Origin of the sequence: Asaia siamensis (genome assembly GCF_014635085.1) — a bacterium.
Taxonomy (GTDB): domain Bacteria; phylum Pseudomonadota; class Alphaproteobacteria; order Acetobacterales; family Acetobacteraceae; genus Asaia; species Asaia siamensis.
Genome location: NZ_BMCH01000001.1, coordinates 797495 through 819378 on the forward strand (window position 1 = coordinate 797495; position 21884 = coordinate 819378).

Here is a 21884-nt window from a genome sequence, read left to right on the forward strand (position 1 = left end):
TCAATGGATGTGATTGCCGCTCTGGCTCTTGAAGCCGGTCGCCCGCTTGAAATCGATACCGTTCAGCTGGAAGGGCCGCGCGCAGGCGAGGTTCTGGTCGAGATCAAGGCGACAGGGCTCTGCCATACCGACAAGTTCACTATGTCGGGCGCCGACCCGGAAGGCCTGTTTCCGGCGATCCTCGGGCATGAAGGGGCGGGTATCGTGCGTGAGGTCGGTGCCGGTGTCACCTCGCTCAAGCCGGGCGACCATGTCATTCCTCTTTACACTCCGGAATGTCGTTCCTGTCCGTCGTGCCTGTCGCGAAAAACCAATCTTTGCACCTCCATCCGGGCAACGCAGGGCAAGGGGCTTATGCCCGATGGCACCACGCGCTTTTCCTATCGTGGCAAGCCTGTTCACCACTATATGGGCTGCTCGACCTTCGCAAACTTTACCGTGCTGCCCGAAATTGCTCTGGCGAAGGTGCGCAGCGACGCGCCTCTCGACAAGATCTGCTACATCGGTTGCGGCGTGACCACGGGTATCGGTGCGGTGCTGTTTACGGCCAAGGTAGAGGCCAATTCCACGGTTGTCGTATTCGGTCTCGGTGGCATTGGTCTCAATGTCATCCAGGGGGCGAAGATGGTTGGCGCGCGCCAGATCGTTGGCGTCGACCTCAACCCGGAGCGTGCCGAAATTGCCCGTCAGTTCGGCATGACCCATTTCGTTAATCCTGCCGATCTTGGCCCCGATGGCGATGTGGTCGGGCATCTGGTCGAACTGACGGGTGGGGGCGCTGACTACACGTTCGAATGCGTTGGCAACGTCAAGCTCATGCGTCAGGCGCTCGAATGCGCGCATCGCGGCTGGGGTGTTTCCTGCGTGATCGGCGTGGCTGGAGCAGGGCAGGAAATCAGCACGCGTCCTTTCCAGCTTGTCACCGGGCGTCGCTGGATCGGCTCGGCTTTCGGCGGCGCGCGAGGACGCACCGATGTGCCCGAGATCGTCGACATGTATATGGAAGGACGGATCAACATCGACTCCCTGATCACGCAGCATCTCAAGCTGTCGGAGATCAATCACGGGTTCGACCTGATGAGTCAGGGCAAATCTATCCGCTCGGTTGTGGAATTCGACGCATGAGCGTCGAGATACTCTCGAAGCAGCTATGTCATGGTGGGGCTGTCAGCACGGTCGCGCATAAATCGACCAGTCTCGGCCTCGATGCGAAGTTCATGCTGTTCCGGCCTGCTGAGGCATTGCGCGGCGACAAGACGCCGGTGCTTTTTCTGCTGGCAGGGCTGACCTGCACGCATGAGACGTTCCTGCAGAAATCCACGATCATTGCCGAGGCAGCAGCTTGCGGCCTCACGCTGGTCGCACCCGACACCTCGCCACGCGGCGCCGGTGTCGAGGGAGAAAATGACACCTACGATCTTGGCACGGCGGCCGGTTTCTATCTCGATGCGACCCGGCAGCCCTGGGCGTCGCATTATCGCATGGGCAGCTATGTGGCGGACGAGTTGCCGGAGCTGATCCGCACCCGTTTCGGGCAGGAAGGATCGGCTTTCGGTATCATGGGGCATTCGATGGGCGGTCATGGGGCGCTCGTTCATGGGCTGCGCAACCCGTCCCTCTGGCAATCCGTCAGCGCCCTTGCGCCTATTGTGCATCCTTCAGTGGTACCGTGGGGCACGAGAGCGTTTAAGGCCTATCTCGGTGAAGACCGGGAAAGCTGGGCTGCCTGGGATGCTGTTTCGCTGATCGCGTCTGGCAGGCGTCATCCGAACGAGATCCTCATCGATCAAGGGACTGCTGACCAGTTTCTGGCACAGGAGCTGCGACCCGATCTCATCGAGAATGCCGCAGCAAAGGCGGGCCAGCCGCTGACGCTGCGCTATCATGCGGGATATGATCACTCCTACTGGTTCATTCAGAGTGTGATAAGCGATCATGTCGCTCACCATGCACGGCTTCTGGGAGCGCGCTCATGATACGCAAGCTTGTGGCCGTCTCGGTGCTGTTCCTCGCTGGGTGTGTCGGGTCAGAGCCGCATCCCTCCGCGCTTGTTCCGCTTGCGCATGGCGATTTCGATCACAATACGCTGGCGCTTACCTGGCAGCCCGGGTTCTGCAGTGCCGGAGGTGGCTGCACCTCCGATCAGCCACGCCAGTCACTTGTCGGTCTGCACGGGCTATGGGCCTCAGAGCCCCATTCGCTTGAAGCGCAGAACGTGCCGGTCGAGCGTTGGTGGCGTGAAGGTTGCGGCCTGTTTGTTCCTGACGCGCCGCCACCTGTGCTCGATAACGCCATGCTGCAAACACTTGGCGAGATCATGCCGCACACCAACCCGTCGCTGCTGACCCATGAATGGGTCAAGCACGGGGCCTGTTTCGGCTATGATCCGGGTGTCTTTTTCGCAAAGGCAAGCGCGCTTCAGAGCCGTTTCTCCCGTTCACCCATGATGGCGTTTCTGGCAGCCCGCGCCGGTACTGTGGTGGGACATGACGAGGTGCTGGCGTTTTTCCGCACGGCGACAGGCGCAACACAGCCAAGAGCGCTCCAGCTCCGCTGCGAGACGGATCAGGCCAAACGCGTCGTGCTGACACAGCTCTGGTTCACGCTCGATCCGAAGCGCATGGGGCAATTCCCGAGCGCCGGAAGTTATCTGGACTCCCCTCAGATGCAGGATAACTGCCCTGCCAGTTTCTGGCTCAAAAACTGGTGAGAGCCTTCTCTGGGCGTGCCTCGTCATGGCGCGCTCAGGGCGAGGGGAAGTTGCGTATCATGAGGTGGTGGTCACCGGGGCGTGACCAGAGATTGTTACTGCCCGCTACGGGCCCGTGCCCGACCACCTCATAGCCACCAGATGCCCAGCATGTGTTGTTCGACACCAGAAGAGGTGAATCATCAGACTTCGGAAAGGGTATCAGCCTCATGCAGGGGCCATTGGCTATGCCAGTGATCTGATTGCCGATCACATTGATATTGCCCCCGGCAACAATGACCGGAGACCGGGCAGCTGCGGCTCCCCAGACCGAGGAATTGGCCAGGATACCGCCATACATGCGGTCCAGATGAAAGCCGGCCCAGCCGGGTTCGGCCCCGCTTGAGGGGAGGTCGGCGCTGCAATTGACCACGCGGGTCAGGTCCACCCCATCAGCAAAAATACCGGCACGTTTCCCTTCGAGATAGGAATCGGAGACGCTGAGATCTTCGTCGTCCTTGCCGTCTACAGCGTAGATGCCGTACCAGGCCTCCAGCACACGCAGGTTGCGGATTTTCGTGCCTTGCACCCCTGGCCCGATGAAGATTCCTGTGCCGTGGATATCCGTCACATCGGATACCGTATTATTCGAGGCATAGGCCGAGACGGTGTTGCTGGCTGCCATGGTGCCACTGATCACGACAGCATTGGAATCGCCAAAGGAGTCGAAGAACGACCCTCTGACGATGTTATCCGACGTGGCAATAAGCTCGACGCCGTTTCGGAAGCGATCGATATTGACGTTCTCGACCACTCCCTTGAAGGCGCCGGTGACGCTGATGGCTGTATCCGTGTAGGCGTTGACCGACCGCAACCGCAGATTGCGAATGATATAGGGTATCACCGCCGTGCCTGGCTTCGGGGCACTGAGCACCAATCCCCCGTCGAGAAAGCGCAGCGTGCCGTTATTGCCTTCCAGTATGAAGGTTTTCGCGGTCGGAGGCGCTCTCAAAGTTCTAACCCGACAGGTGCCGGACAGGGACAGCGCAACATTCTTTGCCGTAGCGGCGTCTACCGCGGCCTGAAAGCTTTTCGTGTCATCGGTTGCGTCATCGCAGCGCGCCCCGAATTGCGCAACGTTCAGGCCGGCTTCAGCACATGCAGCAACAGGAATACCCAGCCACAGCCCGATTGCGACGGCGAGAGCAGCACCCGCACGGGTCACGATGTCAGTTGCCCTGCAGGTGCAGCACGATCTCGCGGCTATGCGGCGTACGGCGATGCTCGAAAAGATAGATGCCCTGCCATGTGCCAAGCACGGGCTCACCACCCATGACGGGAATGGTGAGCTGCACATTGGTCAGAACCGAACGGATATGAGCGGGCATGTCATCCGCCCCCTCGTAATCATGACGATAGGCGCGTGCTTCCGGCACGAGGTCGTCGAAATAGCTGGCGATATCATGCTGGACGGTCGGATCGGCATTTTCCTGAACAATGAGCGATGCCGAGGTGTGACGACACCAGAGCGTCAGGAGCCCGTCTTCAATGCCGGTTGAGGCGACCCAGTCGAGCACCGACCCGGTGATCATGGTCAGGCCCTTGCCCCGTGTACGAATGGAAAGACGGTGAAAGGCCTGCTGCATTTCCGGTATCCTGTCTCGCTCTGGTTCCAGTGTCAGCGCAGATAGCCAACCAGCCGTTCCGCCTCGCTTACAATCGGCTCGGCCAGGGCATTGGCGCGTGCTGCCCCCTGTCTCAGAACGCCCTCCAGATGGGAGCGATCCTCGAGCAGGCGGCGTGTTTCGTTGGCAACCGGTGACAGCGTCTCGACCAGTACTTCGGCGAGAGCGGCCTTGAAGGGACCAAAGCCCTGACCGCCGAAACGTGCCAGCACGTCATCGACGCCCTGATTGGCCATGGCGGCGTAGATCGTCACCAGATTACGCGCTTCGGGGCGGCCTTCCAGCCCGGCGGCCTCGGAGGGCAGGGCCTCGGTGTCCGATTTCGCCTTGCGTATCTTGAGGGCGATATCATCCGCTGTGTCGGTCAGTTCGATGCGTGACTGGGCAGAAGGGTCGGATTTCGACATCTTTTTGGTGCCGTCGCGCAGGCTCATGACGCGAGCTGCCGAAGGCGGGATCAGGGGTTCGATCATGGGGAAGAAATCGACCCCGTAATCATGGTTGAACTTCGCACCAATATCATTGGCGATTTCGAGATGCTGCTTCTGATCTTCGCCCACCGGTACGCGGGTGGCATGAAACGCGTGAATATCGGCAGCCATCAAAGCGGGATAGACGAAAAGCCCGGCGGAATGCTGTTCGCGATCCTTGCCTGCCTTTTCCTTGAACTGTGTCATGCGGTTGAGCCAGCCGAGGCGCACGACGCAATTGAAAATCCAGCCAAGGCGCGCATGGGCGCTTACGGCAGACTGGTTGTAGAGCACATGCTTTTCGGGATCGATACCAGAGGCGATCAGACAGGCGGCCTGAGCCAGATTGTCGCGTCGCAATTGCTCGGGCTCACGAAAGACGGTGAGGGCGTGCATGTCGACCAGGCAGAACACGCAGTCATGATCTTCCTGCAGCCGCACCCAGTTGCGGATCGCGCCAAGATAATTGCCAAGCTGGGGGACGCCGGTCGGCTGAATGCCGGAAAATACACGTTGCATGGCCGATGTTGTCGAATGCGTCTGACAAACGGTCAAGGGGAAAGATTGCCGAGCCAGCGCAAATGCCTGTAAGGGCTGCGCGGCGTCAATTTGCATGACGGCGCGTCTGAACGAGGAGATCGTGGTGCCGAGGGGGATTCTGACTGTCTATGCGGGTCCGATGTTTGCCGGCAAATCGGCGCATCTGCTCGTGGACCACCCCGATCAGGAGGGCAGTCTCTGTCTTGCACCCGCTTTCGACACGCGCTCGGGGGCAAGCATTCACAGCCGTGTCGGGTTGCGCCGCCCTGCGCGTTCGATCTCTTGCTGGCCCAGCGATTTTGCGCGTTTCAGGCATATTCTGCTCGATGAGGGGCATTTCATGATTGCGCCGCATTATACGGGCGATGTGGTAGCCGATATTGCGAAAAGCCTGGAGGCAGGAATCGATATCAGCGTGGCCGGGCTTGATACGGATTTCATGCAGCATGATTTCGATGTCATGGCCCGGCTTCGTGTTCTGGCAGACCGTTACGTGCCGCTCACCGCACGGTGTCATGTCTGCGAAGCACCGGCGCGATGGACGGCAAAGAAGCGCCAGACTGGCCATGTGCTCGAAACCGGCGACGATGATCTATATGAGGCGCGTTGCGACGCTCATTGGGCGCCGCCGGACTAGACTCTGTTCCGCTCGTCGAAGGCAGATATCAGGGGATCTTGCCCTGTATGGACAGATGGTCGCGCAGATCATGCACGCGGTTCGAGCCGATTTCTTCCTTGCGGGCAGCCGCAAATATGTCGGGGGTGATGACCGGTGCGGGTGTCGTGGCACCTCGGGAAATGAGCCAGTTCAGGATCAGACTCAACTGTTCGTCAGTCAGACGACGGAAACTGGGCATCGAAAAATTGTAATGGCCGCCATTGGCCGTTATCGGGCCGTCGAGCCCGTTGAGCATGACACGTGCCAGATAGTCCCGGCCCTCGCGCGTTTTCGCGATTATATCAAGGCGTCCGGCCAGAGGTGGCACCTCGCCGGGCAGGCCGGAGCCACCATGGTGGCAGATGCCACAATTCGGGCCATAGAGCTTTTGCCCCGCGCTCTTCTTGCCACAACCCGCCAGAGCAAGCGTGGCAATCAGCGCCAGGGCGAGGGGGGCACGCATGGAGAGCGTCTTACTGCTCCTGCCCACCCAGACCCAGAAGCTGGATCTTGAAGACCAGCGGGCTATTGGGCGGAATGATGCCCATGGAGCGTTTGCCATAGCCTAGTGCGGGCGGGACATAGAGCATCCACGTATCACCTACATGCATCATCGGCAGGGCCTCCATCCAGCCTTGCACGAGACCGTCGAGCGCCATCTGCATATAGGCGCCGTTACCGTGCTGCTCGGAACTGTCGAAAATGCCGCCATCGGGCAGACGCCCTTCATAGATCAGCATCATCATACGGCCCTTGGATGGCTGTTCACCATCCTTCGGCCCAGATTTCAGAACCTTGTAGGCCAGTCCGTCAGGCAGGGTCTTGACCCCGGGTTCCGCACGAACCTTGGCCATGAACTGCTCGGGTGTCAGCTCCGGCTCTTCTTTCGGGCCGCCACAGGCAGTCAGAGCGACGAAAGACGCCCCGGCAACGAGGGTCTTGATGGAGCGGGACATACGCATGTCTGGACCTCTTGAAACTTGCGAAGCCCCCGCTGCCCGACCTCGCGCATTGCGGAGAGGGTCAGCGGGGGCAGGCGATCGCCGTCTTGCGATCAGGGCTTGCCGCCGGTGCGGCCGATCTGGCCCCCAAGGCGCAGGCGCAAGGCATTGAGCTTGATGAAGCCCTGGGCGTCGACCTGATTATAGGCGCCCTCGTCATCCTCGAACGTAACGACGCGGGTATCGTACAGGCTGTTCGGGCTTTCACGACCTACGCAGATCACATTGCCCTTGTAGAGCTTGAGGCGGACGCGGCCGGTAACCGATTTCTGGCTGGCATCGATCAGCGCCTGAAGCATGTAACGCTCGGGCGAGAACCAGAAGCCGTTATAGATGATCTCGGCATAGCGCGGCATCAGGCTGTCCTTGAGGTGCATGGCCTCGCGGTCGAGCGTGATGGATTCGATGCTGCGATGAGCGGTCAGCAGAATGGTGCCGCCCGGCGTCTCGTAGATGCCGCGTGACTTCATGCCGACGAAGCGGTTCTCGACCAGGTCGAGACGGCCGATACCGTTATCATGACCGAGCTTGTTGAGGCGCGTCAGCAATTCGGCAGGGGAAAGCGTGACGCCGTTGAGCGCGACCGGATCGCCCTCATGAAAATCGATGGCGATCTCGGTGGCGACATCGGGCGCGTTTTCGGGCGAGATCGTGCGCTGGAAGACGATCTCGTCAGGCGCGATCGCGGGGTCTTCGAGAATCTTGCCTTCGGAAGACGAGTGCAGAAGATTGGCATCGACCGAGAACGGCGCTTCGCCGCGCTTGTCCTTGGTGACGGGAATCTGGTTTTCTTCGGCAAAGGCCAGAAGCTTGGTACGCGACGTGAGGTTCCACTCACGCCACGGCGCGATCACCTTGATGTCCGGCTGCAGGGCATAATAGCCGAGTTCGAAGCGAACCTGGTCATTCCCCTTGCCGGTAGCACCATGTGCAACGGCATCGGCACCGACCATCTTGGCGATCTCGATCTGGCGCTGGGCGATCAGCGGGCGCGCGATCGAGGTGCCGAGCAGATACTGGCCCTCGTAAAGCGCGTTGGCGCGGAACATCGGGAAGACGAAATCCTTCACGAACGTCTCACGCAGATCTTCGACGAAGATTTCCTTCACGCCGAACATTTCGGCCTTGCGGCGTGCGGGCTCGAGCTCTTCACCCTGGCCGAGATCGGCGGTGAAGGTCACGACCTCGCAGCCATATTCCTTCTGGAGCCAGCGAAGGATAACGGAAGTATCCAGCCCGCCCGAGTAGGCGAGAACGACTTTTTTAATGTCCCGGGCGGTCATAAGGCCGAGCTTCCCTCTGTAAAGATGACGCGTTCAGCGGCTTTCTTACCACCCGTCAGCCGATCAGACCAGTCTTGGGGGCGGGCCCTGACCTGTTATTCAGCCTCGGCAGTCACATTGCGGCGAAGACGCTCGCTTTCCGTCTTCAGCTGACCGCAGGCAGCAAGAATATCACGGCCGCGCGGCATGCGGATCGGCGAGGCAAAACCGGCATCCATCACGATGGCCGCGAATTTCTGCAACTGCTCACGGGTAGAGGGCTTGAATTCCGAACCCGGCCAGGGATTGAACGGGATGAGATTGACCTTGGCGGGCAGGCCCTTGATCAGGCGCACCAGTTCACGGGCATCGGCTTCACTGTCATTGATCCCGCGCAGCATGATGTATTCGAAAGTGATGCGTCGCGAATTCGAGGCCGCCGGATAGCGACGGCAGGCCGCCATCAGTTCTTCGATCGGATATTTGCGGTTGAGCGGCACGATCTTGTCGCGCAGGTCGTTGGTAACGGCATGCAGGGAGATGGCGAGATTGACCGCCAGTTCCTCGCCGCAGCGATCCATCATGGGCACGACACCCGATGTGGAGAGGGTGATGCGTCGGCGTGACAGGGCGATGCCCTCGCCATCCATTACGATGCGCATGGCCTTGGCCACATTGTCGTAATTATAGAGCGGCTCGCCCATGCCCATCAGCACGATGGTGGAGAGCAGACGAGGGGTTTCCCCTCTGGGGCTCGGCCATTCGCCATAAGAATCGCGCGCAGCCATGAACTGCGAGACAATCTCGGCAGCGCCGAGATTACGCACGAGCTTTTGCGTGCCTGTATGGCAGAAGGTGCAGGAAAGGGTGCAGCCGACCTGAGAGGAAATACAGACAGCGCCGCGATCTTCACGACGATCAGGGATATAGACCGTCTCGGCTTCCTGCCCGTCACGGAAGCGGAACAGGAATTTGCGCGTGTCGTCATTCGAGGTCTGTTCGAGAGACGTGGCGGGACGCCCGACGACGTAATGTTCGGCAAGCTTTGCCTGGAGCGGCTTGGCAATGCTGCTCATGAGCGAGAAATCGGTCGCCCCCTGATGATAGATCCAGTGCCAGAGCTGCTTGGCGCGAAACGGCTTCTCGCCGAACGCAGCCATTTCAGCAATCAGCTCTTCGCGTGACAGGCCCACGAGGTCGCGACGTCCATCCGGCAGAACCGCAGGCGGAGGTGCGAAAAGAGCAGATTTGGCCAGGATGCGCGCGCGCTCCTGCTCATTCAGGTCGAGAGGGGTCGAAATGTCGGACATGGGGCTGCTCTATCATGGAAGAGCCCCTCAAACGCAAGGAAAACCATGCGCGGCTTTTGAGAAGCACCAGGCTATGTCCCGAGCCATGTCCGGTCTGATCGAACGGAGCGTGGCGTGGGAGGAGGCAAGCCCGTCGGGGTCTCTCTGACGGCGCGCGTTTTCCACCTGCCCGAGGGTATTCTTACTCGGGGCTATCCTGATTCAAGAGACCCGTTTTGCCGCGATCAGGAATTCGCGGTTGCCTTCCGGACCGGTGATGGGGCTCGGCTCGATACCGAGCACTTCCCAACCCTCGAGCCCTTCCCACCAGCCGCGTATTTCTGCGCAGACGCGCTCATGCACTGCCGGATCACGTACGACGCCCTTGGCGCCAATCTCTGCACGACCTGCCTCGAATTGCGGCTTGATGAGGGCGACGGCCCAGCCGCCCGGCTGGCAAAGCGCCAATGCCGGAGGCAAAACAGTGCGCAGACCGATGAAGCTGGCATCGCAGACGACAACAGAGATCGCATCAGGGATCATTGTCGCATCGAGCGTGCGGGCGTTGGTTTTTTCCATCACCACGACACGCTCATCAGAGCGAAGCTTCCAGGCGATCTGCCCGTGCCCGACATCCACGGCGAACACCTTGGTCGCGCCCTTGGTCAGCAGAACATCGGTGAAGCCACCCGTCGAGGCCCCGACATCGATCGCCGTGGCGCCTGTCGGGTCGAGGGCAAAATGAGCAAGGGCGTGGTCGAGCTTGAGCCCGCCACGAGACACCCAGGGATGGTCCTGCCCGCGCAGGTCAAGTGGGGCGTCTTCGGCGAGCATGTCACCCGCCTTGGCAATGCGACGATCCTTGGTGAACGCAAGGCCCGCCATGATCAGCGCCTGCGCGCGGGCTCGACTTTCGACAAGCCCGCGTTCGACCAGAAGTACGTCAGCCCGCTTCTTGGCCATCAGGCCGTCTGCTGAGCGTTCTGCGCACCCAGAGCCGCCTGGGCGACCGTGACGATCTGCGGGGCATTGAGCCCGGCTTCATCGTACTGCACGTCCGGCAGGTTGTGGTCGATATAGGTGTCCGGCAGAGCCATTGGGCGGAACTTGACCTGATCGAGCAGGGTGGTTTCTGCCAGATGGCGCACGACCAGGCTGCTGAAGCCACCGGCGGCACCTTCTTCGATGGTGATCAGCACTTCATGCTCGCGTGCCAGACGCTCGACCAGAGCCGTGTCGATCGGCTTGGCGAAACGGGCATCGGCCACGGTCACGGCGATGCCCTGTGCGGCGAGATGATCGGCAGCCTTCAGAGACTCGGTCAGACGCGTGCCCAGAGACAGGATTGCGACGCCCGATTTCGCGCCTGGCTGGCGTACGGCTTCCCGCACGATGCGGCCGCGACCGATTTCCAGAATTTCGCCAGCTTCCGGCAGTTCAAGGCCTGTGCCGCTGCCGCGCGGGTAACGGAAAGCAATCGGACCGGAATCATAGACGCAAGCTGTTGCCGTCATGTGGGTGAGTTCGACCTCATCGCTCGGTGCCATCACGACCATGTTGGGGAGGCAGCAAAGATAGTTCAGGTCGAACGAACCGGCATGGGTCGCCCCATCCGCGCCAACGAGACCGGCACGGTCAATGGCGAAACGCACCGGCAGGTTCTGCAGATCGACGTCATGCACAACCTGGTCATAGGCGCGCTGCAGGAAGGTCGAATAGATGGCGCAGAACGGACGCAGGCCTTCCGAGGCCATGCCCGCAGCGAACGTCACGGCGTGCTGCTCGGCGATGCCGACATCGAAGAAGCGGTCGGGATGTCTGGTTGCGAATTTGTCGAGACCGGTGCCGGACGGCATCGCTGCCGTGATGGCCGTGATGCGCTCGTCCTTTTCGGCATGACGCAGCAATTCGCGTGCCATCACCGAGGTGTAGCTCGGCGGGCCAGCAGGCGCTTTTTTCTGTTCGCCCGTGACGACGTTGAATTTGCTGACGGCATGATACTTGTCACCCGCCGATTCAGCAGGCGTGTAGCCACGCCCCTTTTCGGTGATGACATGCAGCAGAACCGGACCCTCATCAGCGTCGCGCAGATTGCGCAGGATCGGCACGAGCTGGTTCATGTCATGACCATCGACGGGGCCGACATAATAGAACCCGAGCTCTTCAAACAGCGTGCCGCCCGTAATCAGGCCGCGGGTCAGCTCGTCTGCGCGCTTGGCGGTGCGTTCGAGGCCAGCCGGCAGGCGCTTGGCCAGCTTGCCAGCCAGATCGCGAAGGCTCAGGAACTTGCGTGACGTCATGAGACGCGACAGGTAGTTCGACATCGAGCCGACCGGCGGTGCGATCGACATCTCGTTGTCGTTGAGGATGACGATCAGACGCTTGGCGCCTGCACCAGCCACAGCTGCGTTGTTCATGGCTTCATAGGCCATGCCAGCCGAGATCGACCCGTCGCCGATGACCGCAATGACGTTGCGCTCGTGGTAGGAGGGATCTTCGTTGGCGCGCAGGTGGTGCGCGACCGCCATGCCCAAGCCAGCCGAGATCGACGTCGAGGAATGCGCGGCGCCGAACGGGTCGTACTCGCTTTCCGAGCGACGGGTGAAGCCCGACAGACCATGGGGCTGGCGCAGCGTGCGGATACGGTCGCGACGTCCGGTCAGGATCTTGTGAGGATAAGCCTGATGGCCAACGTCCCAGATGATACGGTCATCAGGCGTGTTGAACACGGCATGCATGGCAACCGTCAGCTCGACAACGCCCAGGGAAGCTCCGAGATGCCCGCCTGTGGTCGAGACGGCATCAACCGTCTCAGAGCGCAGTTCCTCTGCGAGCTGCTTGAGCTGCTCGGTCGAGAAGTTCCTCAGATCGGCAGGAACAACCACGCGATCGAGATGCGGGAAACGGCCCATCGTCGGGATAGAGGCGTTGGGGTTCGGCTTGGTGGTATCGCTCATTCTCTTAATTCCTGCGCTCGACGATGTATTGTGCCAGGGCTCTGAGCGCGGCTGCTTCGGTCCCGAAAGAGGTCAGGGCCTGTGTGGCCTGCCCGGAAAGGCGCGCGGCCTCGGCGCGTGCGCCGTCAATTCCAAGCAGGGAGACATAGGTGGATTTGCCGGAGGCTTCGTCCTTGCCGGCGGTCTTGCCGAGTTCCTCGGCGCTTGCCGTCGTGTCGAGTACGTCATCGGCAACCTGGAAGGCTGTGCCGATATCACGTCCATAGGCGATGATCGCATCGCGCTGTACGCGGTCAGCGCCGCCCAGAATGGCACCGGCTTCGGCAGCGTAGCGGATGAGGGCACCGGTCTTCATGGCGTGAAGACGACGCACCTGATCGAGGGGGAGAGATTTGCCCTCACCACGAATATCGACAACCTGACCACCGACCATGCCGGCAGCGCCAGAAGCCTGTGCAAGGGCAGCAACCAGCGCGATGCGCACGGCCGGGTCGGAATGCGTCGCCTCGTCAGCCAGGATCTCGAAAGCCGACGTCTGCAAGGCATCGCCCGCAAGGATGGCAATCGCCTCATCAAACTGCTTGTGTGTCGAGGGCTGGCCGCGACGCAGATCATCATCATCCATGGCCGGAAGATCGTCATGAACGAGGCTGTAGGCGTGCAGCATCTCGACCGATGCAGCCACGCGCAACGCGCCTTCGGGCTCTGCGCCGAAGATCGCCGCGACCTCGGTTACGAGATAACCGCGCAGACGCTTGCCACCGCCAAGGGCGGCGTAGCGCATGGCTTCGAGCAGCACCGATTCGTCACCATCGACCATGGGAAGCAGACGATCAATCGTCCCTTCAATGGCGCGGGCTGCAGTACCCAGCGAGGTGGCCAGCGCCTCGGGTGACGCGACTAGAGTGGGTGATGAGGTGGTCATTGGGCTTTTCCGCCAGAATTCTCGTCAAACTCGGAAAGGGGTGCGGTCGTCGTGGTGCCGTCACGTTGTGTGATGGCACGAACACGCATCTCCGCTTCCGAGAGTTTTGTTTCGCAATGGCGGCGCAGGGCGGCACCGCGCTCATAGGCGCTTATGGCGTCCTCGAGTTTCATCTGACCGCTTTCGAGGCCGCGTACGATCCTGTCGAGTTCAGACAGGGCCTCCTCGAAAGAGAGCTGTGAAAGCTGTGCGTCCATGCCGTAAATGCCGTCCCGCTCCGCTGCTTCGGAAAATCGCCGTCAAGGAAAACGGCTCGATGGGAGGAGGGATAGCGTGTCGCACTCCATTCTCCAAGCCCAAGGAAGTAATGACTATGATTATTCCGTAACAGGAGATGACACAGCTGTGTCCAATTTGCGACGGATCACGAAAGAAAGCGTTTCGCCGTCTTCCGAGAATGCAACCAATGCATGTCCCGTCTCGCGGCAGAATGCCTGAAAATCGGCAACACTTGCTCGGTCTGTTGCGAGAACTCGCAGTCGTTCACCGCCTTGCATGGCGCGAAGGCTACGATGCGCGCGAAGCACGGGCAAGGGGCAGGCAAGCCCGCGCACGTCAAGGAGGGTTTCAGAAGCCGGCAATGTCATCGGGAAGATTATGCGCGCAGCCGAGGGCATGTTTCAAGATCGGGCGTTGTTTTGCCATTACATCTTTACTCGGACCGCATTCGTCCGCAACATGCGCCGCAGTTTTCAGAAGCAACATTCAGTAAGGCATGAGATGGCTGATTATCGCCTCGGCATCGATTTCGGTGGGACGAAAATCGAAATCGCAGTTCTTGATCGCGCTGGCGATCTGCAACTGCGCGAGCGTGTCCCGAACCCGGGAATTTACGAGGAGGCCGTGATCGCTGTGCGCGATCTCGTAGCGAGCGTTGACCAGCGCCTCGGCAGTGTTGCGTCGCATCTTGCGAAGCCCGGCCAGCTGAGCTCGACCCTTGGAATAGGCATTCCCGGCTCGATTTCGCCCGAGACCGGTCTTATCAAGAATGCCAACGCGACCTGGCTGAACAACCAGCCCTTCGGCATCGACCTTGACCGTGCACTCGGTCGCTCCGTGCGCGTCGAGAACGACGCCAACTGCTTCGCCCTTTCCGAGGCGGCAGACGGTGCAGGCGAGGGCAATCGCACCGTTTTCGGTATCATCATCGGCACCGGCATGGGCGCTGGTATCGTTGTTGACGGGAAAGTCATAGGTGGCCGTCACAGCATCGCCGGTGAATGGGGTCATACGCCGCTTCCCTGGACGCGCCTTGAGGAATTCCCGCTGCCGAAATGTTTCTGCGGCAATGAGGGGTGTCTCGAGCGCTATCTCTGCGGCCCCGAACTGGCCAAGGACTGGAAAGGGATCGGTCACCACAACACGGCGGGTATCGAAGAGGCTGCGGCCAGTGGCGATATCGCCGCGATCGGCGCGCTTGACCGCTATATGGATCGCTTCTCACGCGCTTGCGCGCTCGCGATCAATTTCCTCGATCCCGACATCATCGTGCTAGGCGGTGGCGTGTCCAACCTCGACAGTATTTACGAGCGTGTGCCGCCGCTTCTGGCGCGCCATGTCATCACGCCGACCTGCACAACGCCGATCGTGCGCAACAAGCATGGTGACAGCTCAGGCGTGCGCGGAGCCGCCTGGCTGTGGGATGTTACTGAGTAATCAGTCCTGATTAAGGCGATCGGGTCTGAACCCGGTCGCTACGACGTAAAGCTCGCTCGATTCCTTGCGCGATGCCGGCGGTTTCAGATGTCGGACATTCGAAAAGGCGAGCTTCATGGGTTCGAGCATCTGACGCTCCGACCCGCCCTGGAAAACCTTCGCGACAAACCCGCCACCGACTGCCAGCACCTGCATGGCGAAGTCGAGCGCGCCTTCCGCAAGCCCCATGATACGCAGATGGTCTGTCGGTGCATGGCCGGTAGTGTTGGGGGCCATATCTGACAGGACCAGATCGGCCGGGCCGCCCAGCAGCTCGATCAGACGTGCGGGCATGTCGGGATCGGTAAAATCTCCCTCGATGATCGTGGCATCGCTCACCGGATCGACCGGCAGCAGATCAACCCCGACCACGGCGCTTGCACCGCGTTTGACCGCAACCTGTGTCCAGCCGCCCGGCGCCGCGCCGAGATCGATAATCTTCATGCCCGGCTTGATCAGGTTCAGTCTGTCGTCAATCTCGATCAGCTTGAACGCGGCCCGAGAGCGCCAGCCCTGCTTGCGGGCTGCTGCAACATAAGGGTCATTCAACTGGCGGTTCAGCCAGCGCTGCTGCGCGGTCGAACGTCCCCGCGCCGTGCGCAGCATGACGGTCTTGTTGCGCGCATTCTGAACAGAGCTTCCGTCGAGCGTGCTGTCTAATTGGCCGGGTGCGGTCGAACTCTTGAGGGCTTTTCCGGGAACTCTCTTCTCGGAAGATTTGCCGCTCTTGCCGCCGCGCTTGTCACTGTTTTTGCTCATGGGCGTCACATAAAGGAAGACGGTGCCACATGGCCACGATAATCCGCGTTGCTTCGGCGGTTGACGCCATGGCGGGAATGGCCATGCGAGATGACCCGGCTGTTGCGCGCCTGGGCTGCCATGCGCGCCACCATGCCATCTCGCAGGCCACGATCGGCAACGATGATCTGCTGCGACGGCCAGACACTGTGGATCGCCTCGAAAATAGCGCAGCCCGGCAACATGAAATGCTGCCTGTCGGGGGGCAAGGATGAAGGGGATTGTTGCGCCCCTGAGGATGCGCCGCGAACGAGAGCGATAGCGTCGTGAGCCGCCTGCGCCGAAAGCGAGAAGCCATCGACTGCGTGTCGGCTGTAGCGCGCAAGGTTCTGCGCCATGCTCGCCAGAGTGGTGACTGTTCCGCTGGTGCCGAGCATCTGCACGGCCCCGCGTTGCATCTCCCTGCCGATCTGGTGAACCTCCTCAAACGCGAGCAGCGGCTTGCGCACCGTCTCCACCATGGTTTCGTATAAATCGTCCTTGTTGGAGGATGAATCTGCCTGACGCTGGCGACCGAATTGTTCAGAGAGCGTCACGACGCCGTAGGGCAGGCTGACAAGGCTGACCAGTTCATGTCCGCGTGTTTCAGAATTCAGGCGCAGCCAAGCGATCTCGGTCGACCCGCCGCCAATATCGAAGACGATAGCGCGTTCGCCCGGTTTCTGTGCGCGATGCAGCAGCGCACGGCAGCCTTCGACAGCGAGCTCCACCTCTTCTCTGGGTGAGATGACTTCGAGTGAAAGGCCGGTTTCGGAACGGACACGCGACAGGAAACTCTCGCGGTTGAGCGCCCTCCGGCAGGCTTCGGTGGCGACAGCGCGAATCTGCAGAGAGGGGAGGCCCTTCATACGTGCTGCGAAACTATCAAGCGTGCGCACCGCCCGGTCCATCGCCCGCGCGCTCAGTTCGCCTGTCTCGATGAGGCCTTCGCCAAGGCAGACCATGCGGTTCTGTCGGTCGAGAATCTGCACGCCACTGGCAGTGCGTCGCGCGATCATCAGCCTGCAATTATTGGTGCCCAGGTCCAGCGCAGCAAAATGTCTGAACGGTGCGCCTTCAGGCGTGTGGGATGACAGCGTCTCGCTACGGCTATAGCCCATGATCGTCCTCCCCTTGTCCTGATCGCGGCATGAAATCTTACGTCAAAAACAATGTGATAGTGCCACGGTGGCGCAGCAAGCATTTTGTGCGCTGCTCGTGTCCAATTTATGAAAAAAAAAGCGAATAAGGGGGTTGCGGCCCATTCGGGTGGGTGCTATCTCACCGCCACCGCAAGGCAATCAGCTTCTGCAAAGATGCTGGGGGATAGTTTAGCGGTAGAACTACCGGCTCTGACCCGGTCAGCCCTGGTTCGAATCCAGGTCCCCCAGCCAAAACTTCCAAAAAAGACAAATTTTACGGCACCGCAAATCGCGATGCCGGTCTTGGCCTGACGTCTGTGCGAACCGTGCTGGTTTCAGTGCGCGTCCGGGTGATCGCCGAACCGATGGGGGGCACTGCCTCCGTCCCAGGGGTGTTCCGGGTTGCTCTCTTCGCTTTTGACTGAGGAACGCGCCGGAGGACGGCTCCTGGCGGGCACGAGTTGTAGTACCGCCCAGAACCCCAGGGTGGCACAGATGAAGAAAGCAATCGGGGCGGTGAGATACTGCACGGTCAGTCCTGTTTCTTGCGTGCGAAGAGATTCTTGACGCTTGTCCAGAGCACAGCGAAGAAGCCGAAAATGGCTGCAAAGAGACCCTTTGCACCAAGCGCCCCAAAAATCTTGGCGATGAAGGCGAGAGCCGCTCCCGCCAGACCCGTCTTGATGGCTACGGCAGCGGCGCCGCCGCCGATCAGCCCCATCAGACCGTATTCGGCAATCTTGTCACCAGCTTTGTAGTCGCTGTAGCGATTGCCCGTGGTGGGCTGAAGTCCCTGCAGGGCCGTGTTGAAGTCGGTGCGATCGCTCAGGAATGTTTCAACGTCGCTCACCAGCATGACGCGATAGAAGCCGCCGCGCGTCAGAATGCGTGTATTCAGGTTAGTGATGAGTGAGCCGTCATCGTCGCGGAACTTGTAGGCCCATTCCAGGCGATGCAACTGCTGATCATAATGCGGCTCGAGCTGCCAGCCGAGCAGTGTCAGGCCGGAAAGATGGGCTTCGCGACGCGCCTTGTTGGTCTCGATCGATGTCTGGCGCATGGACTCGAGGAGTTCCTTTGCGTCGATCTTGTCCGTGTCCCTAACGTAACCGGAGGGGGAATAGCGAAGTTCCATGAACCAGCTCTTATCCTGCGCCTCAGGCTGCATGATGTAGCTCATGGAATCTGATTCATCGACGAGGTTGCCGACCAAGGCGAGAAACTTCTTGCCGAAAGGCGGGGTGAGCATCTCGTAACCGGCGGGCACATCGAATACCGAACCGCCATTGACGTGCACTGCCGCAGGTCCGTGAGTCCAGGGAAGGGATGCGATCTGCTGTCCCAGGGAGTTGGGCGTGGCTTCGGTCTTGTCCGGTGGGGTGTCAGCGAGGGCGGGGATGGGTGAGAGACTTAGGATGGTCAGGAGCGCCGCCCGGCGCAGTATCGAAAGCACGTCAATATCCTTATGCATTCATTGCAGTGCGTCTTCCTGATACATGGAGAAAATCCAATAAGACACCCATTTATAAACAAATTATTTTGGTAAGTACTTTTTATATGACATTCTGTATTATCGATTGGGATTTATATCGTTAATATCCTACGTGAAATTCACCGAGTACTGTTAATTTTATCGCATCAGGAATTTCATGCTTTTCCAGCAAGAAAAGTTGATTGTATCTGAATCTAACTTTACGTAACTGATCTAAAACGACTTTTATATTTCGTATCGTCATCAAATTTTCATCCGCATTTTTGTCGCGGGCGTGATAGGCAGATTAACGAAACGAGTAATTTTCGTTAATCATCCAATACGTTTTTCGGGATATATGATGCGCTTGAGAGCCCGCTACTTTTTATGTGCGACGTCAGTTCTTGCATTGAGTGTCTCCGCCGCTCAGGCGGAGCAAAGCCAGACCACGCGCAAGACTGCCGCACCAAAGGTAGTTCAGAACACGGATACGGGGCCTTCCATGATGGGGTCCACCGCACCGACCGATGCAGCGCGTAACGAAACCGTGCAGGTGCGGGGCAGTCGTCACAAGGCGCCGGGTGGTGGGTTGATGGTGCATGAAGATGCAGCCAAGTCGCGCTCGACCGTGACACAGGAGTTTATTGCAAAGCAGACGCCAGGACTGAACCCGATGCAGCTCATCGCCATGCTGCCTGGGGTGAATACAACATCTGTCGATCCGCTCGGCCTCAACGGCGGCAATCTGACCTTGCGCGGTTTGAATGCCAGTCAGATCGGCTTCACGCTCGAAGGCTTTCCGATCAACGATATCGGCAATTACGCCGTATATCCGCAGGAAATCGTCGATTCAGAAAACCTGCGTACGATCAATGTAGAGCAGGGGTCGGCCGATCTCGACAGCCCGCACATCAGTGCGTCAGGCGGTGCAGTCAATATGTATCTGCTTGATCCCGCAGAGCGTTTCGGCGGCCACCTTGATGGTACCTATGGCAGCTACAATTCTCGCCGCATCTTCGGCCGTGTTGATACGGGTCGTATCGGCAATACGCATCTGAAAGGCTATATCTCCTTTTCGGCGGCGCATGAGGATTCATGGCGCGGGCCGGGTGCGCAGAAAAAGCTGCATGGCGAGACCAAATGGGTCAATGAATGGGGGCAGGGCAACCGCATTGCGCTCGCTATCGTTGGCAATCAGAGCGACAGTACGCTCTTCCCATCCATGTCTCTGGCAAACTGGCAGAAATACGGGACGAGCTATACTTACGACTCAAAATGGAACCCGAAGAGCCCGAGCGGGAACTACTACAAGCTGCATCAGAACCCGTTTACAAACATCTATGCCAGCGCTCCCTCAACCTTCACTCTGACCGATAATCTGACTCTGACCGAAACACCGTATTTCTGGTACGGCAACGGCAATGGCGGCGGTGCCTATAATGAGAGCCTTGCCAGCCAGCAATATGGCGCCCAGACTTTGAGCAGCTCGATCGGGCCGTACAATGCGTCGAATACCAAGAGCTTGCTGCTTTATAATCCGTCCAATACGCAGACCTATCGCCCCGGTGCGGTAACAAAGCTTGCTCTGCACACGGGCGCGAACCGCCTCATGGTCGGGTACTGGTTCGAATATTCGAAGCAGATCCAGACCTCGCCCTATAGCCTTGTGAATCCCGAAACCGGCGCGCCGCTGGATGAATATGGTGGTGGCCCCAATCTTGTCCTCTCAAACGGTCAGACGGCGCAATACCGTGACACGCTGACCCAGACGCGCATCCATACGCTCTTCATTGATGACTCACTGTCGCTGCTGAATAATCGTCTGACCATCGAGGGCGGCCTCAAATACGCGATGATCACGCGTCAGGGTCAGAACTACCTGCCTGATACCTCGACGGGGCCCTATATCAATGGCAGCTGGAATGAGCCTCTGCCAGCGGCTTCCATCCGCTACAAGCTGAACGATCAGTTCCAGCTTTTCGCATCAGGCACGACCAATTTCCGTATTCCGATGAACACGTCCCTGTACGATGCGGGCACATATACAAAGGGCGTGGGCTACAGCACGAAGGCGAACCCCAACCAGAAACCGGAAATCTCGATCTCCGAAGAAGCTGGCGTGCGCTATCAGGGGAGCCTCTTCAACAGCACCCTGACCTACTTCCACTATAACTTCACGAACCGTCTCTATTCCCAGACAGTGGTTCTGCCAAACGGCTCCTATTATTCGCAGAGCGTCAATGGTGGCGGGTCACATGCCGATGGTGTGGACTTCGAAATCGGAACCCGTCCGATCCTTTACCATCTGCGTCCCTATGTTTCGGCAGAATACATCAACGCCCGCACCGACAGTAATATCGCAGCGGGCAGCACCGGCGATTACGTCAACAGCAAAGGCAAATTTGCGCCCCAGACAGCTAAGCAGCAGGTTGCATTCAATCTGGATTATGATGACGGGCATCTGTTTAGCGGCTTCTCGCTCAAATATGTCGGCAAGCAATATGCGACATTCAACAACGACACCTCGATCCCGAGCTACGTCACGATGGATGTTCATGCGGGTTATCGCTTCAAGAGCTTCGCCTTCATGAAAAACCCGGTCCTGCAGCTGAACATCCAGAACATCACGAACAATCATTATCTGGGCTTCGTGAATGGTGTGACGGCAAACGGGAAGGCAACGACCGGCGTTTACGGCAGCAAGATCTCAGCCGCGAGTTCCACCTACTACGTTGCATCGCCATTCTTCGTCGGGGGTACCGCAAGCGTGGACTTCTGAAGGATACCGCAGATTTTGAAGGTGAGGGGAGGGAGCTGCGGCTCCCTTTCTGCTATCTGGGGAGGGCCTCACGAATGCTCGGTTTTCGAGGTTTTTTTGAGTTGGTGTCATTTTTTTGAAATTTTGTGATTGACGGGTGTGGGTGTGGGGTCTAAAAGCCCGTTCACCGCAGCGGAACACGCCGCGGTGACTGCCTTGGGAACTGAGTGATATCAGTGAGTTAGGGTGGGGTTCTTTGAAAATTGAATAGGTATGGAAGGGATATGTTGGCGGCGCTTTGGTGTTGTCTGAACCAGTGGTTCTGATGATGAGAGTGCTGACTGATTTATTCTTTTTCGAAAGAACTACAGACGTCAGTTTTTTTTGTTTCGGGATCTATAGTTTGGTTTTGGTTGGCCTTTGTGCTGGCTGGAATTGAACCTGAGAGTTTGATCCTGGCTCAGAGCGAACGCTGGCGGCATGCTTAACACATGCAAGTCGCACG

Annotated in this window: 21 protein-coding genes, 1 tRNA gene and 1 rRNA gene; 8 read left to right on the forward strand and 15 right to left on the reverse strand. The window is 59.3% G+C overall.

The features are described 5' to 3' along the window. Positions 1-3 precede the first annotated feature (3 nt). Genes IEV53_RS03420 through IEV53_RS03430 form a run of 3 tightly spaced genes read left to right on the forward strand, consistent with a single transcriptional unit; the run spans position 4 to position 2710 of the window. A complete protein-coding gene (locus IEV53_RS03420) occupies positions 4-1125 on the forward strand; it encodes an S-(hydroxymethyl)glutathione dehydrogenase/class III alcohol dehydrogenase (protein ID WP_188425327.1) in 1122 nt (373 codons plus the stop codon). After that, the gene (gene fghA / locus IEV53_RS03425; protein WP_188425328.1) at positions 1122-1976 is read left to right on the forward strand and encodes an S-formylglutathione hydrolase; all 855 of its coding nucleotides are present in this window, start codon (positions 1122-1124) and stop codon (positions 1974-1976) included. The genes IEV53_RS03420 and fghA overlap by 4 nt, the downstream gene beginning before the upstream one ends. Next, complete coding sequence (locus IEV53_RS03430; protein ID WP_229719515.1) at positions 1973-2710, forward strand: ribonuclease T2 family protein; 738 nt, start codon at positions 1973-1975, stop codon at positions 2708-2710. Before fghA ends, IEV53_RS03430 begins: the two co-directional genes overlap by 4 nt. 34 nt (positions 2711-2744) lie before the next feature. Here the strand turns inward: IEV53_RS03430 and IEV53_RS03435 are convergent, their stop codons facing one another. From IEV53_RS03435 to trpS, 3 genes are read right to left on the reverse strand one after another with little or no spacing between them, the layout of a single operon-like run. Further along, positions 2745-3914 carry a right-handed parallel beta-helix repeat-containing protein gene (locus IEV53_RS03435; RefSeq protein WP_188425329.1) on the reverse strand — a complete coding sequence of 390 codons (1170 nt, stop codon included), beginning with the start codon at positions 3912-3914 and terminating at the stop codon, positions 2745-2747. A gap of 4 nt (positions 3915-3918) precedes the next feature. Beyond that, positions 3919-4335 (reverse strand): secondary thiamine-phosphate synthase enzyme YjbQ, encoded by a 417-nt coding sequence (locus IEV53_RS03440; RefSeq protein WP_188425330.1) that lies wholly within the window; start codon positions 4333-4335, stop codon positions 3919-3921. A 32-nt stretch (positions 4336-4367) separates the two neighbouring features. Then, on the reverse strand, positions 4368-5363 hold the full coding sequence (gene trpS / locus IEV53_RS03445) for a tryptophan--tRNA ligase (RefSeq protein ID WP_188425331.1): 996 nt from the start codon (positions 5361-5363) through the stop codon (positions 4368-4370). A gap of 94 nt (positions 5364-5457) precedes the next feature. Here trpS and IEV53_RS03450 point away from each other — a divergent pair, with 94 nt between their 5' ends. Continuing rightward, the gene (locus IEV53_RS03450; RefSeq protein WP_229719516.1) at positions 5458-6021 is read left to right on the forward strand and encodes a thymidine kinase; all 564 of its coding nucleotides are present in this window, start codon (positions 5458-5460) and stop codon (positions 6019-6021) included. Positions 6022-6049: 28 nt separating this feature from the next. Here IEV53_RS03450 and IEV53_RS03455 read toward each other — a convergent pair whose 3' ends face one another. From IEV53_RS03455 to IEV53_RS03495, 9 genes are all read right to left on the reverse strand, one after another. Next, positions 6050-6505 (reverse strand): c-type cytochrome, encoded by a 456-nt coding sequence (locus IEV53_RS03455; RefSeq protein WP_188425332.1) that lies wholly within the window; start codon positions 6503-6505, stop codon positions 6050-6052. Between the two features lie 10 nt (positions 6506-6515). Then, positions 6516-7004, reverse strand: coding sequence for an FKBP-type peptidyl-prolyl cis-trans isomerase (locus IEV53_RS03460; RefSeq protein WP_188425333.1), 489 nt, complete (start codon positions 7002-7004; stop codon positions 6516-6518). Positions 7005-7096: 92 nt separating this feature from the next. After that, complete coding sequence (locus tag IEV53_RS03465) at positions 7097-8326, reverse strand: argininosuccinate synthase (RefSeq protein ID WP_188425334.1); 1230 nt, start codon at positions 8324-8326, stop codon at positions 7097-7099. Positions 8327-8421: 95 nt separating this feature from the next. Further along, positions 8422-9615 (reverse strand): 23S rRNA (adenine(2503)-C(2))-methyltransferase RlmN, encoded by a 1194-nt coding sequence (rlmN, locus tag IEV53_RS03470; RefSeq protein ID WP_188425335.1) that lies wholly within the window; start codon positions 9613-9615, stop codon positions 8422-8424. A 201-nt stretch (positions 9616-9816) separates the two neighbouring features. Next, a complete protein-coding gene (locus IEV53_RS03475; RefSeq protein ID WP_188425336.1) occupies positions 9817-10557 on the reverse strand; it encodes a TlyA family RNA methyltransferase in 741 nt (246 codons plus the stop codon). Continuing rightward, positions 10557-12551 carry a 1-deoxy-D-xylulose-5-phosphate synthase gene (gene dxs / locus IEV53_RS03480; protein ID WP_188425337.1) on the reverse strand — a complete coding sequence of 665 codons (1995 nt, stop codon included), beginning with the start codon at positions 12549-12551 and terminating at the stop codon, positions 10557-10559. Before dxs ends, IEV53_RS03475 begins: the two co-directional genes overlap by 1 nt. 4 nt (positions 12552-12555) lie before the next feature. Then, a complete protein-coding gene (locus tag IEV53_RS03485; protein ID WP_188425338.1) occupies positions 12556-13476 on the reverse strand; it encodes a polyprenyl synthetase family protein in 921 nt (306 codons plus the stop codon). After that, positions 13473-13733, reverse strand: coding sequence for an exodeoxyribonuclease VII small subunit (locus tag IEV53_RS03490; protein WP_188425339.1), 261 nt, complete (start codon positions 13731-13733; stop codon positions 13473-13475). The genes IEV53_RS03485 and IEV53_RS03490 overlap by 4 nt, the downstream gene beginning before the upstream one ends. 120 nt (positions 13734-13853) lie before the next feature. Beyond that, positions 13854-14123, reverse strand: coding sequence for a sulfurtransferase TusA family protein (locus IEV53_RS03495; protein ID WP_188425340.1), 270 nt, complete (start codon positions 14121-14123; stop codon positions 13854-13856). 133 nt (positions 14124-14256) lie between these two features. On the opposite strand from IEV53_RS03495, the gene IEV53_RS03500 reads away from it, so the two are divergent. Beyond that, complete coding sequence (locus IEV53_RS03500) at positions 14257-15192, forward strand: ROK family protein (RefSeq protein WP_188425341.1); 936 nt, start codon at positions 14257-14259, stop codon at positions 15190-15192. Here IEV53_RS03500 and IEV53_RS03505 read toward each other — a convergent pair whose 3' ends face one another. Both IEV53_RS03505 and IEV53_RS03510 read right to left on the reverse strand, forming a co-directional pair. Next, positions 15193-15990: an RlmE family RNA methyltransferase gene (locus IEV53_RS03505; protein WP_188425342.1), complete on the reverse strand. Its 798-nt coding sequence runs from the start codon at positions 15988-15990 to the stop codon at positions 15193-15195. 5 nt (positions 15991-15995) lie between these two features. Further along, a complete protein-coding gene (locus IEV53_RS03510; protein ID WP_188425343.1) occupies positions 15996-17129 on the reverse strand; it encodes a Ppx/GppA phosphatase family protein in 1134 nt (377 codons plus the stop codon). Positions 17130-17328: 199 nt separating this feature from the next. Here IEV53_RS03510 and IEV53_RS03515 point away from each other — a divergent pair. After that, positions 17329-17402 (forward strand) — tRNA-Gln (locus tag IEV53_RS03515). 280 nt (positions 17403-17682) lie between these two features. Here the strand turns inward: IEV53_RS03515 and IEV53_RS03520 are convergent. Next, the gene (locus IEV53_RS03520; RefSeq protein ID WP_229719517.1) at positions 17683-18621 is read right to left on the reverse strand and encodes a DUF2167 domain-containing protein; all 939 of its coding nucleotides are present in this window, start codon (positions 18619-18621) and stop codon (positions 17683-17685) included. A gap of 502 nt (positions 18622-19123) precedes the next feature. On the opposite strand from IEV53_RS03520, the gene IEV53_RS03525 reads away from it, so the two are divergent. Continuing rightward, a complete protein-coding gene (locus IEV53_RS03525; protein ID WP_229719518.1) occupies positions 19124-21400 on the forward strand; it encodes a TonB-dependent receptor in 2277 nt (758 codons plus the stop codon). A 416-nt stretch (positions 21401-21816) separates the two neighbouring features. Continuing rightward, positions 21817-21884 (forward strand): 16S ribosomal RNA (locus tag IEV53_RS03530); the annotation flags it as partial.

Bases quoted from the DNA above. Each gene is read 5' to 3' on its own strand.
- rlmN (WP_188425335.1), bottom strand. From the start codon at position 9,615: ATGTCCGACATTTCGACCCCTCTCGACCTGAATGAGCAGGAGCGCGCG.
- IEV53_RS03450 (WP_229719516.1), top strand. From the start codon at position 5,458: ATGACGGCGCGTCTGAACGAGGAGATCGTGGTGCCGAGGGGGATTCTG.
- IEV53_RS03505 (WP_188425342.1), bottom strand. From the start codon at position 15,990: ATGAGCAAAAACAGTGACAAGCGCGGCGGCAAGAGCGGCAAATCTTCC.
- IEV53_RS03495 (WP_188425340.1), bottom strand. From the start codon at position 14,123: ATGACATTGCCGGCTTCTGAAACCCTCCTTGACGTGCGCGGGCTTGCC.
- IEV53_RS03500 (WP_188425341.1), top strand. From the start codon at position 14,257: ATGGCTGATTATCGCCTCGGCATCGATTTCGGTGGGACGAAAATCGAA.
- IEV53_RS03520 (WP_229719517.1), bottom strand. From the start codon at position 18,621: ATGCATAAGGATATTGACGTGCTTTCGATACTGCGCCGGGCGGCGCTC.
- fghA (WP_188425328.1), top strand. From the start codon at position 1,122: ATGAGCGTCGAGATACTCTCGAAGCAGCTATGTCATGGTGGGGCTGTC.
- IEV53_RS03475 (WP_188425336.1), bottom strand. From the start codon at position 10,557: ATGGCCAAGAAGCGGGCTGACGTACTTCTGGTCGAACGCGGGCTTGTC.
- IEV53_RS03465 (WP_188425334.1), bottom strand. From the start codon at position 8,326: ATGACCGCCCGGGACATTAAAAAAGTCGTTCTCGCCTACTCGGGCGGG.
- trpS (WP_188425331.1), bottom strand. From the start codon at position 5,363: ATGCAACGTGTATTTTCCGGCATTCAGCCGACCGGCGTCCCCCAGCTT.
- IEV53_RS03485 (WP_188425338.1), bottom strand. From the start codon at position 13,476: ATGACCACCTCATCACCCACTCTAGTCGCGTCACCCGAGGCGCTGGCC.
- IEV53_RS03525 (WP_229719518.1), top strand. From the start codon at position 19,124: ATGATGGGGTCCACCGCACCGACCGATGCAGCGCGTAACGAAACCGTG.
- IEV53_RS03510 (WP_188425343.1), bottom strand. From the start codon at position 17,129: ATGGGCTATAGCCGTAGCGAGACGCTGTCATCCCACACGCCTGAAGGC.
- IEV53_RS03420 (WP_188425327.1), top strand. From the start codon at position 4: ATGGATGTGATTGCCGCTCTGGCTCTTGAAGCCGGTCGCCCGCTTGAA.
- IEV53_RS03460 (WP_188425333.1), bottom strand. From the start codon at position 7,004: ATGCGTATGTCCCGCTCCATCAAGACCCTCGTTGCCGGGGCGTCTTTC.
- IEV53_RS03455 (WP_188425332.1), bottom strand. From the start codon at position 6,505: ATGCGTGCCCCCCTCGCCCTGGCGCTGATTGCCACGCTTGCTCTGGCG.
- IEV53_RS03430 (WP_229719515.1), top strand. From the start codon at position 1,973: ATGATACGCAAGCTTGTGGCCGTCTCGGTGCTGTTCCTCGCTGGGTGT.
- IEV53_RS03440 (WP_188425330.1), bottom strand. From the start codon at position 4,335: ATGCAGCAGGCCTTTCACCGTCTTTCCATTCGTACACGGGGCAAGGGC.
- IEV53_RS03490 (WP_188425339.1), bottom strand. From the start codon at position 13,733: ATGGACGCACAGCTTTCACAGCTCTCTTTCGAGGAGGCCCTGTCTGAA.
- dxs (WP_188425337.1), bottom strand. From the start codon at position 12,551: ATGAGCGATACCACCAAGCCGAACCCCAACGCCTCTATCCCGACGATG.